At 42.2% G+C, this 16,541-nt stretch carries 15 protein-coding genes and 1 tRNA gene; 8 read left to right on the top strand and 8 right to left on the bottom strand.

Going from position 1 to position 16,541, the window contains the following annotated elements; translation table 11 throughout:
* Positions 1–74 precede the first annotated feature (74 nt).
* Positions 75–1,031, bottom strand: coding sequence for a GDP-mannose 4,6-dehydratase (locus AUMI_RS00885; RefSeq protein WP_148664033.1), 957 nt, complete (start codon positions 1,029–1,031; stop codon positions 75–77).
* A 6-nt stretch (positions 1,032–1,037) separates the two neighbouring features.
* Positions 1,038–2,021, bottom strand: coding sequence for a GDP-mannose 4,6-dehydratase (locus tag AUMI_RS00890; protein WP_096380292.1), 984 nt, complete (start codon positions 2,019–2,021; stop codon positions 1,038–1,040).
* A gap of 200 nt (positions 2,022–2,221) precedes the next feature.
* On the opposite strand from AUMI_RS00890, the gene AUMI_RS00895 reads away from it, so the two are divergent.
* Both AUMI_RS00895 and AUMI_RS00900 read left to right on the top strand, forming a co-directional pair.
* On the top strand, positions 2,222–3,061 hold the full coding sequence (locus AUMI_RS00895) for an ABC transporter permease (RefSeq protein WP_231951771.1): 840 nt from the start codon (positions 2,222–2,224) through the stop codon (positions 3,059–3,061).
* On the top strand, positions 3,061–3,792 hold the full coding sequence (locus AUMI_RS00900; protein WP_231951773.1) for an ABC transporter ATP-binding protein: 732 nt from the start codon (positions 3,061–3,063) through the stop codon (positions 3,790–3,792). Before AUMI_RS00895 ends, AUMI_RS00900 begins: the two co-directional genes overlap by 1 nt.
* A gap of 22 nt (positions 3,793–3,814) precedes the next feature.
* Here the strand turns inward: AUMI_RS00900 and AUMI_RS00905 are convergent, their stop codons facing one another.
* Positions 3,815–5,824, bottom strand: coding sequence for a hypothetical protein (locus AUMI_RS00905; protein ID WP_096380294.1), 2,010 nt, complete (start codon positions 5,822–5,824; stop codon positions 3,815–3,817).
* 125 nt (positions 5,825–5,949) lie between these two features.
* Between AUMI_RS00905 and AUMI_RS00910 the strand changes: the two genes are divergently transcribed.
* A tRNA-Arg gene (locus AUMI_RS00910) sits at positions 5,950–6,022 on the top strand.
* A gap of 16 nt (positions 6,023–6,038) precedes the next feature.
* Here AUMI_RS00910 and AUMI_RS00915 read toward each other — a convergent pair.
* Genes AUMI_RS00915 through AUMI_RS00930 form a run of 4 tightly spaced genes read right to left on the bottom strand, consistent with a single transcriptional unit; the run spans position 6,039 to position 10,850 of the window.
* Positions 6,039–7,163, bottom strand: coding sequence for a glycosyltransferase (locus AUMI_RS00915; protein ID WP_172418222.1), 1,125 nt, complete (start codon positions 7,161–7,163; stop codon positions 6,039–6,041).
* An 8-nt stretch (positions 7,164–7,171) separates the two neighbouring features.
* The gene (locus tag AUMI_RS00920; RefSeq protein WP_096380298.1) at positions 7,172–8,032 is read right to left on the bottom strand and encodes a glycosyltransferase family 2 protein; all 861 of its coding nucleotides are present in this window, start codon (positions 8,030–8,032) and stop codon (positions 7,172–7,174) included.
* Positions 8,022–9,350, bottom strand: coding sequence for a class I SAM-dependent methyltransferase (locus AUMI_RS00925; protein WP_096380300.1), 1,329 nt, complete (start codon positions 9,348–9,350; stop codon positions 8,022–8,024). The genes AUMI_RS00920 and AUMI_RS00925 overlap by 11 nt, the downstream gene beginning before the upstream one ends.
* Positions 9,351–9,398: 48 nt before the next feature.
* Positions 9,399–10,850 carry a glycosyltransferase family 2 protein gene (locus tag AUMI_RS00930; protein ID WP_096380302.1) on the bottom strand — a complete coding sequence of 484 codons (1,452 nt, stop codon included), beginning with the start codon at positions 10,848–10,850 and terminating at the stop codon, positions 9,399–9,401.
* Between the two features lie 282 nt (positions 10,851–11,132).
* Between AUMI_RS00930 and AUMI_RS00940 the strand changes: the two genes are divergently transcribed.
* The 5 genes from AUMI_RS00940 to AUMI_RS00960 are packed head-to-tail and all read left to right on the top strand — an operon-like array spanning position 11,133 to position 15,398.
* Entirely contained in the window at positions 11,133–11,819 is a 687-nt protein-coding gene (locus AUMI_RS00940; protein ID WP_096380306.1) for a glycosyltransferase family 2 protein, read from the top strand.
* 2 nt (positions 11,820–11,821) lie between these two features.
* Positions 11,822–12,187: a DUF2304 domain-containing protein gene (locus AUMI_RS08275; protein WP_096380308.1), complete on the top strand. Its 366-nt coding sequence runs from the start codon at positions 11,822–11,824 to the stop codon at positions 12,185–12,187.
* Between the two features lie 42 nt (positions 12,188–12,229).
* Positions 12,230–13,168 (top strand): glycosyltransferase family 2 protein, encoded by a 939-nt coding sequence (locus AUMI_RS00950; RefSeq protein ID WP_096380310.1) that lies wholly within the window; start codon positions 12,230–12,232, stop codon positions 13,166–13,168.
* Positions 13,165–14,265, top strand: a complete 1,101-nt coding sequence (locus AUMI_RS00955) for a hypothetical protein (RefSeq protein ID WP_096380311.1) — start codon at positions 13,165–13,167, stop codon at positions 14,263–14,265. Before AUMI_RS00950 ends, AUMI_RS00955 begins: the two co-directional genes overlap by 4 nt.
* Positions 14,266–14,312: 47 nt before the next feature.
* A complete protein-coding gene (locus AUMI_RS00960) occupies positions 14,313–15,398 on the top strand; it encodes a glycosyltransferase family 4 protein (protein ID WP_096380314.1) in 1,086 nt (361 codons plus the stop codon).
* Here the strand turns inward: AUMI_RS00960 and AUMI_RS00965 are convergent.
* Positions 15,334–16,500, bottom strand: coding sequence for a glycosyltransferase family 4 protein (locus AUMI_RS00965; protein ID WP_172418223.1), 1,167 nt, complete (start codon positions 16,498–16,500; stop codon positions 15,334–15,336). The two genes, AUMI_RS00960 and AUMI_RS00965, sit on opposite strands and share 65 nt — an antisense overlap.
* Between the last annotated feature and the right edge of the window lie 41 nt (positions 16,501–16,541).

Raw genomic sequence — 16,541 nt, forward strand, 5'->3', positions numbered from 1 at the left:
CATTGATGTATTTTGTCAATCTTCACAGGATTGATCCGCTAGTAAATCTTAACGCGAAATTTGCAGGCAGATTTTCATTCCTGATTTATTTGTTCTAAATCAGCAAGGACCATCCGCTTTATCATTTCTGGGAATAAAACTCTTGGTTTCCAGCCAAGATCATTACGAATTAACTCTGCATTACCAACAACAATTTTGCTTTCAGTTTTTCTGATTAATGTGGGATCAATTTCTACATATTTATTCCAATCAGAAATTCCGATGCACCCGAATGCAATTTGAACAAATTCTTCAATTGTGTGTGCTTCGCCAGTTGCAATTACATAATCTCTTGGATTGGGGCTCTCAGCCATAAGCCGAAGTGCGTGTGCGTAATCGGGCGCCCAACCCCAGTCACGAGAAACAGTTATGTCTCCGAGCATTATTTTGTCTTGAAGGCCTTTTGAAATTCTTGCTACGCCCTTAGTGATTTTTCTTGTTACGAAGGTTTCAGGTCGTCTGGGCGATTCGTGATTGAACAAAATAGCGTTTGACGCGTTTATTCCACTTGCCTTGTATGAATTCGTGATGACATGTGCTGCAGCTTTAGAGGCACCGTATGGGTTCGAGGGGCTAAGTTTGGATTGTTCTACAATCGGAACACAAGTGGATAATCCAAAAATTTCAGAACTTGAAGCCTGAATAAATGAAATTTTGTGAAAACGTTCAATTTCTATTTTGGAAATTGTGTCGAGGATATTCACCACAGGCATCACGTTTGTATCGAAGGTGAGTAGTGGATTTTCCCAAGAAGTTGAAACAGAACTCACCGCAGCAAGGTTGATAACAACATCTGGAAGTATCTCGTGTATTTTTTTTTGTGTTGCTGCCCTATCCAGCAAGTCAAGTTCATGGAGATAGACACCAGGCATTTTTCCGTGAGGTAACGCTCCGGTTGACAATCCGTGTACTTCCCAGCCGATTTCTGAGAACTCCTGAGCTAGGTAGCTTCCTGTTTGTCCGGTAATTCCAGTAATAAGTGCTTTGTGCATGAGCACTCAAGTTTTCAAATCTTGTTGCTGAGCCACATCGCTCTCAACCATCATTTGTACAAGCTCGGAGAAGGACACCTTAGGCTCCCAGCCTAGAACCTCTTTGGCTTTTGTAGCGTTACCAATCAGAAGATCCACTTCAGCGGGGCGCATGAATTTGGAATCCTGTTTGACGTATTTACTCCAGTCCGATATGCCCACCACAGCAAATGCTTCGTTGAGGAATTCTTTGATCGAATGAGCCTCTCCAGTTGAAACTACGTAGTCATCTCCTTGTGGCTGTTGAAGCATTCTCCACATAGCGTCGACGTAGTCACCCGCGAAGCCCCAATCTCGCTTTGCATCTAGGTTGCCAAGGATAATTTCTGATTGAAGACCGAGATGAATTCTAGCCACGGATTGAGAAATTTTACGGGTTACGAATTCAGGTCCCCTTCTTGGAGATTCATGATTGAACAGAATCCCACTTGACGCATGCATGCCGTAAGATTCCCTGTAGTTGATGGTCATGTAGTGTCCAAAAGTTTTTGCTACACCATAGGGCGAGCGTGGCCACAGAAGAGTGGACTCTGTTTGAGGAACTGCTTGAACTTTGCCAAACATTTCTGAGCTCGAAGCTTGGTAGAAACGCACTTTTTCAATGTCATCACCGGCGAATAAGCGTGTCGCCTCAAGAATGTTTAGAACACCTTTGCCAGTAACGTCAGAGGTAAGGCTTGCATTTTCCCAGGAGTAAGCAACAAAAGAAATAGCACCTAAGTTATAAATTTCATCAGGATTTGAGATTTCTAGGACTCTAACCAAAGATGCCACGTCTGTGAGATCGCCAGTAATTAACTTAACTTCAGGAAGGGTATTCCTTACTAAATCAAGTTTGGGATTGTTCTGACCCCGGATTAGACCGTAAACCTCATACTTTTTGGAGAGAAGAAGCTCTGCAAGGTAAAGGCCATCCTGACCAGTTATTCCGGTAATAAGTGCGGTTGGCATAATTGTGTGTCCTTATAGTTGTAGGTTTCTATACTTTCAGAGCTAGGAATGAAAAATAGGCATTTGAGATTAATGTTTGGATTTTTGTCGGATTCCAGGGACTTAAGCTTTTGATTCGTAGTGGAGTAGAGTCTTAGAGAAGTTGCCGATAGAGTCATGCAATTTCGGCTGCGGATTAATTGAAAGAGGAAAAGTTTTTTATGAAAATGTTCTTCCTCGACATGGTCAATGCACGTGAACTTCTGCTAAATCTGACGCTTCGCGAGGTACGAGGAAAATACAAACGAACTGTCTTTGGTCAATTGTGGTCATTTGCAAATCCACTGGCACTAATGCTCGTTTACACTTTTGTTTTCTCAATTGTTTTTAAAATTCAACCCGCGCCCGGCGATCCAAGTGGATTATCAGCATTTCCGCTATGGCTTTTGTGCGGTCTTTTGCCTTGGCTATTTTTTGCAACTTCCGTCACCACAGGAACAGCTTCGCTAGTAGCAAATGCGGGTTTGATTCAAAAAGTTTACTTTTTCAGAGCTGTTCTTCCGGTTTCTTCAATTCTGGCAGCCGGGTATAACTGGCTTTTTGAAATGGGAATCTTGATTATTGTGCTTTTGCTTTTTGGGGCAAAACTATGGATATGGCTCCCACTAATCATTTTGACAATGGTGCTGCTTGCCATTTTTGCTGCAGGCATCGCAATGATGTTGTCAATTGCAAATGCATATTTCAGAGACGTAGAGCATTTTTTGGTACTGATTCTCCAAATTTGGTTTTTCTTAAATCCCATAATGTACCCAATGAGCCTGGTGCAAACCCAGTCAGATAAAGTTGGACCTCTACTGGGCACAAACATAACCATTTATGATTTGTATCAATGGAACCCTATGGAGCGGTTTATCGTTGTTTTTAGAGAGTTGTTATACGACAACAGGATGCCTTCAGCCGACAGCCTCATCTTTATCCTTTTGGCTTCGTTGATTTCTTTCGCGGCTGGACTGTTAATTTTCAGGAAAAACGAACCCAAATTAGCTGAGGTGCTCTAGTGGCGGCAATCGAGGTCAATAACGTCTCTAAAAAGTTCAAACTTTTTCATGAAAGAAACCAAACAATCAAATCTGCATTAATGAGGGGGAGGATTTCTAAACATGACGAATTTTGGGCACTTCAAAACGTTAGTTTTGAGATTCCAACTGGCTCTACTTTTGGCCTTATAGGTAGTAATGGGTCTGGTAAGTCAACTTTGTTGAAGATTCTCTCAAGAATCTACACACCTACCTCAGGCCGGATAACGTACTCCGGTAAAATGTCAGCCTTGTTAGAAGTGGGCTCAGGATTCCACCATGAACTTTCAGGGAGAGAGAACATTTACCTAAACGGCTCAATTTTAGGAATGTCACGAAAAGAAATCGATAGAAAGTTTGATGAAATCGTCGATTTTTCGGGAGTCGAAGCATTCCTCGATCAACCGGTAAAAAATTATTCTTCAGGTATGTATGTGCGTCTTGGGTTTTCTGTAGCAATTAGTGTCCAGCCAGAAATTTTAATTGTTGATGAAGTTTTGGCGGTTGGGGATGCCGAATTTCAGGAAAAGTGCTTACTTAAGTTCTCTCAGTTGAAGCATGACGGCAAAACCGTTGTGCTTGTTACACACTCGATGGCTTCTGTTGTTGAAATGTGCGACCAGGCGGCATGGCTTGAAAAGGGCGTTCTCCAAACGGTTGGACCTGCAAAGCAAACAGTGAAGAAATACCTTAAATCAATCAAAACTGCCTGATTGATGCGGTTCTAAGACCCACTCAATTTTCAAACCAACCTGCTATGTCAACTACGACATCCGCTGATCCGCCAATTGCTTTATTATCAATGACAATTGTCCCGTCAGAACCAACACGTAAAATCACCATATTTGGGACTATGACATCAGGTACAAAGTTAAGGTTTGAGGTGTTTGGCGGAAATTCTCCTCCAGGATAAGCAGTCAAATTACCGCCGAAAGTTGGTCGTACCACTGTTACATTCACAGCAACTGCAGTAACCCCTGTAGTTGGAATTCCTCCGCGTCCGAGGACTTTTACCTTAAACGCTGAACCTCCAGAAACCCGTCCAGTGTTTTGGTATTGGCCATCAATGGTTGTGTAGTTTGGTCGAGAATCAGCAATTCTCACAGGAGACACAGGGTGATAGTCACCATTGCTTGGTAACCAAGCGCTTACGTCTACCACAATGTCTGTAGCGCCCGATACGGCACCATTTCTAAGAGTTACTGAACCATCCGCTCCAACTTTTACCACAACCATGTTTGGAACAGTTTGACCTGCGACAAAATTCAAATTTGACGCATTTGGAACGTTCTCACCGGTCGGATATGCGGTCAGGTGACCATTTGAGGTTGAGTTAACAGAAGTTACGTTCAGGACAACCGAACCAACTCCGGAAGCTGGAATTCCTGCCCGCCCAAGAACGGGAATTCTTAGGTCTCCCCCGGCAGCTAGTGGCCCAGTTTGTTGTAGTTGGCCATCAACTGTTTGATAACTAGTTCTGGTATCAACAATTCGTGAAGGCGAAAACGATGTAATTGTCCCTGTTGGTGGCAACCAACCAGCTACGTCAACAATTAAATGAGTCTGCCCATTCAGTGCTCCATTGAGGATTGAGATTGTTCCGTCTGAGCCAACCTTTGTGATAACGAGGTTTGGAACAATCTGTCCTGCCACAAAATTAACATTTGAAGAGTTGGGCAAAGTCTCCCCCGTTGGATAAACGGTTAAGTGACCATTTCCACCGGGGTTCACGGCTGTTACATTGACAACTACAGATCCAACTCCTGCTGAAGGCACTCCACCTCTACCCAAGACGGGAATCTTAATTGTCGAGCCAGCTGCTACAGGTCCAACATTCTGTACTCTTCCATCTAATGTTGAGTACCCGGGCCTGGTGTCTGCAATTCTTTCGGGAGTAAACCAGTGAACTGGGGGTGGTGCGTCAAGTGTATTTCCGAACCAGTCATTGAAGAGTCTCCAGAAATTTCTGTTTCCATAAGCTGAGCAAGCATCACCTGTTCCATATAAGTTGTTCAGTGCTGCAGCGTTTGGCTGGTAAGGAGTGTAGTAGTACAGAGCAGCGGTCGCTCTATTTCTGATGAACACGGGCGAAGAGCCGCATGATCCACCCACCTGATAGAGAATGTTTGACCATGCTCCGACGGGGTACCAATTGAAGACACCGGTGCCGTATACCTGCATTTGCCTAGCCGCTGAATAAACCTGCTTAAAAAAACCGGCACTAGCTGTGCTACACGGAGCAGTGTCTGGGCAATTGAACCCAGTAGCACGTTCGTATTGAAGCAAATCCGGGAACGCATCAGTAATTAAAGATTGTTCTTTTTGAATAATTACAATCAAGACTTTTTGGCTGACATTACAAGCATTTCCGACTAACTGGATCATCTGTGCAGCAGTCATTCTTCCAGCAGGAATTGCCTTGCAAATCGAATCAGCAGCTGTACCAGGAACAAAATCTACGTAGTCTTTGAGGCAATTATCTGCATAACGAGTTCGAGTTCCGTTTGAGTAGATGAATATGCCACCTTTGGGTTTACCTGGGTCACCTAATGCGCACCTCGGAACTTTCGAATTTAAGAAATTTTGAATTTCTCCAGCAGACATTGCGTATCCGTTATAAAAAACAGAATCGCTCATGATGAATCCAGGAATAAAGTCTGATCCGACTACTGCTTCTGCTTTTGAAGGTGGAGATAAGAATGAAAGTGCAGTAATCAGGGACAGGGTGGCAGCAATAATTCTCATGTACCGTTTTTTGGGCAATGCTATGCACCTCCAACCTTTCCCTTAACTCTCAACCATATATTGAAAGTCTCAAAATTTGCTGTAAACATGCAGCCTTTTGATTTCATGTAGCCTGAAGTTAACAGGCCCTCGTAGCTCAGGGGATAGAGCGTTGGTTTCCGGTACCAGAGGTCGGAGGTTCGAATCCTCTCGAGGGCACAACAACTCAAAATAGCTAGTGGACAATAACTTCCTCTAAGCAATATCCCAATAACGCAATTTCGGTTTCAGTGCTGGAACAAACCAGATAATCAAAATAGCTATTGTTCCATCGGTAGTAGTCAATCATTCTTGACGTCACAAATGCCCCTATCAAAGGCCGTTTTGGTCGGACTTTCCATAAAGATTTGAGCACTTGCGGAGAGATCGGAAAAGAACTTACGAGGAATAATTCCACGATTTCAATCTCTGGGCCTTCGTCAAAATAAATACTGTTTAGGGGCAAGAGTTTCCAGGAATTGTGGGAGTCTTTACAAAACATCCATGAGCTAAGCGAAAGTTCTGCCGCAAAACTGGGAAGTGTTTCACATATTCCTCTCCACATTTGCTTTCCAGTGGGGTTGTGCTCTGGAACTACGGATGTAAAACGCCTTGTTTGTGCATTCCGCCTTACTTGATTTGTTTTATATATATTTGCAACTTTATTTGAAATTGTGTCTTGGTTTGGATGGAGGCTATGGAAGTAAAGAGGCTGAGGAAGATAGGCCAATTCAAAAACCTCGGAGACCTTGAGAGCTAGATCCCAATCTTGAACTCCAGATGTGCCTTCCTCGAACATTCCCACTGATTCAATAGCTTTTTTGGAGACTATTTTCAAATGAGATGCAATCATGTGATCGAGAAGAATTTCACTATGAGCTTCTCTACCTTTTCTGTGAAATTGGCCACCATATTGAACTAAATTCTCAATTTTGAGCTCATCTTTTTCAGAAACTTCAATTCGATCTGTAAAAACGTATTCTGAGGGGTTTTGTTTGAGGAATTGGAGCACAGTTTGGATAGCGTTTCCCGCCAGCCAATCATCACAATCTAGGAAGGCAATATATTCAGATTTGGAAGCACTTACTCCTGAATTCTGTGCTCCAACAATGCCAGTGTTTTCCTCGTGAAAAATCAGGGTAATAAACGGGTACTTTTCTGAAAACTCTGTAAGTAAAGATTTGATTTCTGGATCACTCGATGCATCGTCGACAATAATTAAGCCATCGGGGAGAACTGACTGGCTAAGTACACTTTGGATAGCTCGCCTAGTTTCATTTGGCCTGTTGAAGACTGGAATGAGTACGTCAATGCTTGCCATTTTGTAATTCAATTCCATATGTTTAGAATTTTTGATAATGTCTCATGACTCAAGTTCTGAGACTTTTCTTGTAATTGTCGTGCATAAAAATCATTGAAATGTGACTGCAGCCTCAAGATGTCTTCAATAGGAATGTCGATCTCCCTTTTCCTCGCATTTTTTAGGATTATCTGGAAAGCCTCTAACCAATAAAAAGCCATTTTTGTTTTGTCTTTTGTCATATTGGAGCCATGAACACGGTAAACACAACCGGTCAAGCCCGTGTAATGCATTGAAAGACTATTTGCTGCTAAATCGCACCAAAATACCCAGTCCTCTTTGGCCTTAATGCCTTCATGAAATGGTATTTTTTCTATCGCGTTTTTTCTAAACAGTGCAGCGTGAATAGGAATGGTTAGTCCTGATTCCCAAAATGAAAAAAAATCTTCCCATTTAAAATCGAAGTTGGCTACCGTTGAAGGTTCTTCACGCCAAAAGTGACTTCTGAAAATATCTGTGTATTCGAAATCATCAATTACAACATCCAGGGCAGGGAATTCTTGAAAAAATTCGAGTTGCTTATCTATGCTTCCGCTAACCAGGAGGTCATCAGCGTCTAGAAATTTGATAAACGAACCGCTGGATTGAATTACGCCTGTGTTTCTTGCAGAAGAGAGGCCTTTATTTGTTTGATTCACTACTCTGATGTTGTTCTGTTGGAGTGAAACTATCTCGTCTAATTTCCTCAAGGTAACAGCGTCTGTTGAGCCATCGTTGACAATGATTATTTCCAAGTCTTGCTTAGAGGAAATAGATGCCGATTTCAGGGAATCACCAAGAAAGTGGCCTTGGTTGTAACAAGGAATAATGACAGATACTTCAGGATTCATATTCAATTTCCGCCAGTATCTTTATCAATTCAACAGTTTCAGATATTTTCTGAGTCAAATTTTTCTGTGGAGCCACTAAAGACATTGTTCCTAAATCAAAATGTAACGACGATTGGAACGATTGGCCTTTTGCTTGTATATCTTGAGTTTTGGTGTCAATTCTGACAATGGGGCTAGCTACTCGCCCCTCCAAAATTCCATAGAGTATGTAGTGAACTAATGGGTTGATTCCCGATAATGAGACATCAGGATTTTGGTAGCAATAAAACTTAGTGTCGAAGTAAGGAGAAGGATTCCTTCCCTCCGTAGCCCCATGTTCCAGAAAATGAGTAGCAGGATCGACATCAGAGCGTTCGATATCCGAGTATGCCCATCTGTACCACTCGGCATCGAAAAAGATAGAATTTTGAATTAATTCTTTGTGTTTCTTTAGTTTCCACGAATGAATTAACCCAAATCTTGTAACTATTTTGTTTTTCAATGTTCGTGTAACTTTCAATTGATTGAAAGAATGCCATTCTCCCTCCTTCCCTGAAAGTAAAGACGAAAAAGATAGAGGAGAGCAGATTACATCTTCATTGAAATTAAACTGCCCACTTCCATATGGTTTTTGTTGACTTTGAAGATGGTCAATCAAATTTGTTGATTCCGTGAGGGCGGTAGTTAAGTCTTCTACCTGTTTTTCAAGTTCGGAATTTCTAACTTTTGTTCTAATAGAATCTCTTTCAACTCGTGATTCCCAAACGAGGAATGAATAGTTGTCTCTAAATCTTGGCTGACCACGTTTTATTCCCCAAAAATATAGGTCATGAGTTGAATGATTGACCGAAAATTGATACTCAGAAAAAACAGACTTTAAGTTTACTACTTTTTCAATATCGGCTTCAGTTAGATTCTTGTAATAATCTGGCCAACCGGCATCCTCTAGAAAAGGGGCATCCTGGATTGTTGTAGCCTTTGTTCCATGTTCTGGCCTGCCAGTTGTGGCGCAAGTAAAAAGAAATAACCCTCCTGGCTTCAACATTCTAATTATGTTTTGGATAGTTTCGGGATAGTGGATGTCATGCTCGAAAACCTCGGTTGAGATGATGACATCCACAGATTCGTCGGGGAGCCCCAATTCGTGACCCTTACAAATTAAGTCAACATTTTTCCCAATCGATAAATCGACGCCAAGATAAAGGCAGTCACTGAAGAGCTCTCGATTACTTCCATTTATGTCGAGTGATCCAATGTCAACAACGAATGTGTTGTAGAAGTAACGGGGATGTAAATTTCTGACTTGCTCACAAAAGTAAGCTTGCTCCTTGTGCGCCATTCGACCTTCCCCCTAAAGTACATTTTATTGTACACACAGAGGTAAACACTATGTAACGTCACTGGGATGGTTGGACCAAAATCTGTTATCTTCCAGCCTTGGCCCCCATCGTTCTGCAATGATATCTAGTTCGTAATAATGCACATGTGCATCTCTGGTTTTGCTTTCGAAATGGAATAGTTCAGCAAACGGGGTCCAATAAACGTCGTATCCCGCCCAACCAACTTTCAAGCACAAATCCACGTCATTGAAGTTTCCGGGTAGAAGCGCCGAAAATCCCCCAACGCGCTTAAACACTTCTCTTGGCATCATTGCGCATGCTGCCGTAACTCCTGAAAGTTCACGTTCTACCAATAGAGCACCTCGTGGACCTTTAGAACCTCGAGGCGCGTTGAGGCCAATGTGCGTTGGCGATCCATGGTAATAGGCATGACCAGCATGTTGGATGGTGCCATCCTCGTAGTACAACATGGCCCCAACCATCCCGGCGTTGGGCAATTGTGCCAATGATAGGAGCGCCTCTAACCAACCTTTTGAAATAACTTCTATGTCATCGTTGAGTAGAAGTATGAATTCACCTTGAGAATGCACGAAACCTAAATTCATTTTCTTAGAAAAATTGAATGCTTCGTTCCACAGAACAAGACTTAATCTGGGCCCTGTAATTTCCTCCAACTCCTGGATTACAGAGGAGTCGTATCCCTCATCAACGACTACTACATATTCAATATTTAGGTGTTTTGTTGTACTTTCAACACTTTCTATTGTTCTAATCAGAAGTGGTTTTTGGTCGTGGGGATCTTTTGTTCCTCGAGTAGGAATAATGATGGAAATAAGTGTGTCTGTCTGTGCAAAACGCCTTGACGGAAATAATTCCGCACTAATTACTTCAACACACTCTCCGCCGTTTGGTTGATCGAGGAAATCATGAATTGTGTTGCGAATGTATTCAGATTCTTGAAGAGTAACTTCCCGTGGCTCCAAGAAAGCCTCGTGAAAAATTTGTGTTTTCCCATGAGATATCACTTTTTTTTGAAGGAATAAACTTAGAGTCAAACTCCACAAACTTGTTGTCCCGAACTTGAAACTTAAACCAGGAATTTCATTGATAGTTTCACGCTTAAATATGACAAAAGGGCCCAAGTAGTTTTGCCCTCGGAGCCTTTCCGGTGAGAACTCTGGTCGTTGCACTTCTCGAGAATCAAAATAAATTACATCTGAATCTTTATTTTGGGAAAGTTCGTCAACAAACTTAGACGTAAATCTAGTTCTTGGGGTAATGGGTTCAAAAATGAAGACAATTCTGTCGCAATCACTTCTTGAAATAGCAGCTTTAATTTCGCTGTTATTTTCATTCCCCAACATTTTCAGCTCTTCGATGTTGACACCACCAACGGTCTTGGACAGCGCCGCAGCCCAATTGTGTATCTTTTTTTTGCTATTTTTCGGAAGAGTATCTTCTATTAGGAAGGTTATTTTTTCTTGGAAAATTGGTTTCATCTACGAACCTTTTTCACGACCCAAGCTGCAGGGGAAAGAACTAATTTGCCTACCTTGTAGGGCCTAGAGTTCTTGATAATGCGAAGATCTTTAACCCCCGCATCAATACTTAGCCGTGCCACTTCTGCTTCGAGCCCAATGATTCGATCCACCAATGCCAGCACTCTTAACTCATCGCTGTGATCCGCATTTATGAAAACCGGGCTCTCTGGCATGATTTACTCCTGATTATTTATCGCGTTTTGACTCTTCGGTTTAATCTTCTATGACAAACTTACCTGTGTGGATACCCTTAACGCCGTAGATACCAGTTCCTGGATTGTTATCCCCTTGTATAACGAAGAAACCGTAATTGGTGAAGTCGTCAAGGAGCTTAGGGCTCAATTCAAGTATGTAGTTTGCATTGATGATGGTAGTGCGGACAATTCAGCAACAATTGCGGAAGAAGCTGGCGCTATCGTCATCAAACATCCAATAAATCTTGGTCAGGGGGCAGCACTTCAGACCGGTATCGAATACGCTCTGCAAAACAAAGAATGCGAATACATTGTTACCTTCGATGCAGACGGGCAACATCAGCTCATCGACGCACAGAATATGCTTTCTCTTGCCCGTGAAAAGAAACTTGGAATGGTATTTGGTTCTCGTTTTTTAGACAGCAGAACGAAACCCGGATTTGCCAAAAAAATAATACTTAAGACAGCAGTTTGGGTTTCAAATCTCATGAGCCCAATCAAACTTACAGATGCGCACAATGGATTGCGGGTCCTAAGTCGGCAAGCTGCCGAGAATCTAGATTTGAAGCAAGATCGAATGGCTCATGCAAGTGAAATAGTCGTTCAGCTTGGAAAGACTCAGTTACCGTGGGCAGAGTATCCAGTGGAAGTGTTGTATACGGAATATTCAAAATCAAAAGGCCAGCCCATCATTAACGCAGTGAATATACTCGTCGAACTGATTGTGAAATGACAATGTGGGTACAAATTGCTCTAATTCTCGCTCTGATTTTTGTACTTGTTTACCTTGTACGATCCAAACCGAGTGCTAAACAGCTAGCAATTGGGCGTCTTGTAATAATTTTTGCAGTCATTTGCGGAGTTGTAGTCATAATCGCTCCTGGCGTTTTGACCAGTTTTGCTAATTTCCTAGGTGTTGGTCGTGGAACTGACTTACTCGTTTACGTACTGATAATCGCTTTTTTGATTAATGCTGTCTCAAATTACAAAAAAAATATTGAAACATCACGAAAAATAACAAAACTTGCAAGGGCGGTGTGCCTTGAGAATCAACATCTTAGGGATGAAATCTCGAAACATACTGCTTCCAAGAGCGACTAGTATCGTTTTTGCCCAGCTTGGAATAACCAAAGTCGCGAATTGATGAAATCTGTTGACGTTGTAATCCCCGTTTATGGAAATTGGGAGACTGTTCGCCAATGTTTGATGTCACTAAATTCTCAATCAACCGAAGTAAGTATCATCGTTGTTGATGATTGCAGTCCTGATGACACGGCCGAGAATATAGTCTCCAGTTTTCCTAATATTCGCCTAATCCAGAATTCGAAAAATCTAGGTTTCGCAAAAACTTGCAACAGGGGAATTGCCTCCGGGGATTCAGACTTAGTTGTTTTAGTTAACAGCGATGTAGTTGCTGATAGATACATGGTTGAAAATCTTCAAAAAACTTTTGAGGAAAATCCTGAAGTCGGCAGCGCTACCCCGTTACTTCTCAAGCCAAATGGTCTTGTTGATGGTTTTGGAATAACAGTTGATTCGACACTTTCAGGTTTTGTTCGTTATTCAGGCAGAACGGTGGAACAATTACGTGAATACTTCCCTCCGGTTTTAGCTGCTTACGGAGCTGTTGCTGCCTTCAGGAGAAAAGCGCTTGACCAGGTTGGATTACTTGATGAAAACATATTTATGTATGGCGAAGAGCTAGATCTGGGTTTACGCCTTATTGCAAGTGGTTGGAAGAGTGAAGCTGTTATAAGCGCAACTGGGGTCCACATTGGAGGGGCAAGTATAGGGCTAGGGTCTCCAGGACAAAGAGAAAAATCTGGTTTTGGTCGCGGGTATATCCTCAAATCTTACGGTGTGCTAAAAACCAGATTTGCTGCTAGGGCTTTGGTTACAGAGGTGCTTGTCTGTATCGCAGACACGATAATTCACCGAGACCTCGCTGCAATACGAGGAAGAATCCTCGGTTGGAAAGTTGGTCGATATGCTCCCGAGAAACCAAAAATCAAGGACATTAAACTTGCCGATATCTCATTCCTGAAAAGTATGAGGTTACGAAGTTCAAAGGTGATGTTTTGAAAAAAACTCTCTTAGCCCTCGCAACGTTGGGCGGCGGAATTTCCTTAGCGATTGTTCCTGCAATTTCCCTTATTGGAGTAACTAAACTATTTACAATACAAGAACAAGGTTTTCTTTCTGTAGCAATCATGTTTGCCACTTACGTTGGTCAAACCGCAACAGCTGCATTGATTGAAGCAAAACTTGCTACTCCAGGTCAGACGGAAGGCATCCGACTTCCTAATCTATTGATTTGGGCTTGCGGTGCTATCGTTTTGCTTCTTTTCATCTGGCCGACAAGTATTTGGTTAATTGCGTGTAGCTTGCCTTTCCTCTTCACAGCTATGGAAGCAGGTAGGGCATCTGCAGTCGCCGCAAGAAGAGATAAAAGAGAGCTTTATGCGTCTTTGACGATTGCGCTTACATCGTTGGTGTCATTGCTGCTGGCATTTTCTGAAATTTCTCAAACTTTTGGAGTTTTAGCGCTTGGGGTATTTCTTGCGACAGTCATACGGAATGCAGGTTTAGGAAACAATAAAATCCAAAGTTCAAAACCAATTTTGGTTTGGGTGGTGGCTGATGTAGGACTGACAGGAGCAGTCTTCCCCGTCATAAATTTCGTTATTATTTCCCAGCTTGGGCCTGAAGCAGCCGTCGCTTTTGCCGCTATTTCAACAGCTTCAGGTGCAATAGGAATTCCTTTGACGTATTTGCGAATGAGGTTGTTGAGCCAACACTCTAAGTTTGAAGTTCTGATTTCTTCGTTCGCAGTATTTCTGGCAGTATTTGCCATTTTCATCGCAAATTGGTGCGGGCTCTTTGAATTGTTCTTTGGTGAAAGCTGGACGGAAGCTGCATCAGTTTCAGCCATATTTTTTGCATGTTTATGGCGAGCAACTGCAATTCTCACGACAATCCCGTTCGCTAAATTTAGGAGGGAAGGTAAAGCTCAGCTCGTCACTCTGGTTCGCCTTTTTTCCAGTTTGGTTATTTTCTTGCTAGCAATTTCAGTTTTACCTTTTAACAATCTTGCATTGGTATTTGTGGCGTTGTTTGCTGGAGAACTTTTTCAATGGCTTTTATTTGAATACTTTGGCAGAAAGGCCCGGACAAAGTGACAACGGTTTTAGTTGATCTCCTTTTTTTCACTGGAACTAGAGGAGGTATGGAGTCATACGTTAGGCAGTTGTACCCAGAGATTGCGAAGCAGAGGCCAAACTGGAGACTTGTTGCTCTTGTTTCTCAAGAGACCAATCTAGACCTTATTTCCTGGTTCCCAGGGGAAATAGTTCAAATGAAGATTCAAAATAAGTCTCCATTTAGATGGGCATTTGGGGAAATCATAAGTGTGAATCGTTTTGCCAAAAAAATTGAAGCCAACTTGATTCATTCCCCTGCAAACATTGGTCCAATATGGGGAAGAACTGCCGTAGTTTTGACTTTGCAAGATTTACTTTCTTTTGAAAAGCCTCAATTGTTTGGCCAACTCACCGGGGTTTTTTTGAGAACCTTAATTCGCATGAGCGCAAATCATGCCAAATCTATTTTGACTATTTCTCAGTTTTCAAAATTAAGCATTGAGAAACACTTATCACCAACAAAGAAAAAAATTAAAGTTTCTGAATTAGCCGGCGGTAGAGTCTCAAATACCCCAAAGAAAGATAATTTCTCTAACCAAAACAGGGCTAAAGCTCAACTTTTGTCGGGAGGGAACAGGCTCCCCCATAAAAACTTTGAAAAACTTATTCAAAGTCTCGCGCTGATACCAGAGCCGGAGCGTCCCCTTCTCGTTATCACTGGAGGCTCGGATAATGACCCCTTGGCGAAGCTAGTTACTGAATTAGCGTTAGAAAGTTACGTCGAATTGAAAAGTTGGATTCCACAAGAGCAAATTGAAGAACTTTACGCAGACTCCACGATTTATGTTTTTCCTACGCTTTTTGAGGGATTTGGTCTACCAATTCTTGAGGCTATGAGCCGAGGATGCCCAGTTATCTGTTCAGACATTCCTGTTCTTCGTGAAGTCGGTGGAGAGGCAGCAATTTATGTGGACACCAACAGCCCAGCCGAACTCGCCAAAGTAATCACTCAGACCCTTAGAGACACCTCAACCCTTGATGTTTTGGCTTCACGTGGAATACAGCGGGCAAGTGAATTCACCTGGGAGCGAACTGCTGAGAAAACCATTACGGTTTTCGAAGAATGTTTACCAAATCAAGAATTTGGTTTACTGAGGAATGAAGGCCACTAGATTTACTGTTGTCAATAAACCACAACCTTGTACTATTTCGTAACTCTTCCTCGTTATCTAGAGCCTTTCTAATTACTGAGGCCAAAGAATCCGCTCTACTTTCCTGAGCCACATATCCGTTTTTTCCAGGAATTATTAATTCTTTAGATGCATTGTCGGGCTCGTCAATAACTACAGATGGTGTTCCCCATCTCGCCGCTTCAGAAACCACTAGCCCAAAGCCTTCGCGCTTTGATGGGTTTACATTTACAGAAGCTGACTGCATTAATTTATGGAGTTCTGAATCGGAAACTTTCCCAAGGAAACGAACCCGCTCTGGATGGCTCAACTTTTTCGATTCTGTGATTAATCCTTCTGTTTCTGGACCAGTACCGACAATATAAAGGTCAATATTTGTTTCAATGAGTTCCGGTTGATCCATTGCTCTGATAAGAATTTTTATTTGCTTGTCTTCGATGTGTCTTCCGACAAAAAGTAAGTATTTCTTATTTGGAGTATGTGGTTCCCAATCTTCGTCATCATGCGAATTCAGATCAACTAAGCCCAACTTAATGAGCCGTTGGCTTTTTCTGTATTTCTTTAACCTTCGAGCTGTGAAATTACTGTTGACTGTAATAATGTCCCCAAATCGAGTGGCAAATGTTTGTAGTCCAAAAGCTATTGCTCCCATTGTGAAACCACTATATTTTTTCCACTGAGAGAGCGTCCAAACTTCAAGCCAATCAGCAATTACTAGAGCTTTTGTGCCCAGGAGTGCAGTTGACCCTGCGATGAGGTTTAACACCGGTGTGGAACTCAAGAACACAACATCATATTTGTTGCGGTTTTTGACAAAAAACCAAAACACTCTCCAGCTAAATGCAAATGCGTTTCTTGGAATTCTTGTTCCTTCATTGTCATAAAGTTCGCCTGACCAAATGCCCTTTACGGCAAATGGGTGCGTATCCTTAGGGACATTAAGGATCCTTGTTATGTAATCTACGGAGTGTCCTTTTTCGACAAGTAGCTCTGAGATTCGTCCATATACACGTTCTGCCCCACCCGTCTGCGCAGGAAAAAGACAATCGAAAACAACTGCAATCTTGAGTGGTTCTGTGGCCATATGACTCATATCCGAAATCATTCTTCAACCCTAATCTGATA

The sequence above is a fragment of the Aurantimicrobium minutum genome (genome assembly GCF_002355535.1).
Classification (GTDB): Bacteria; Actinomycetota; Actinomycetes; order Actinomycetales; family Microbacteriaceae; genus Aurantimicrobium; species Aurantimicrobium minutum.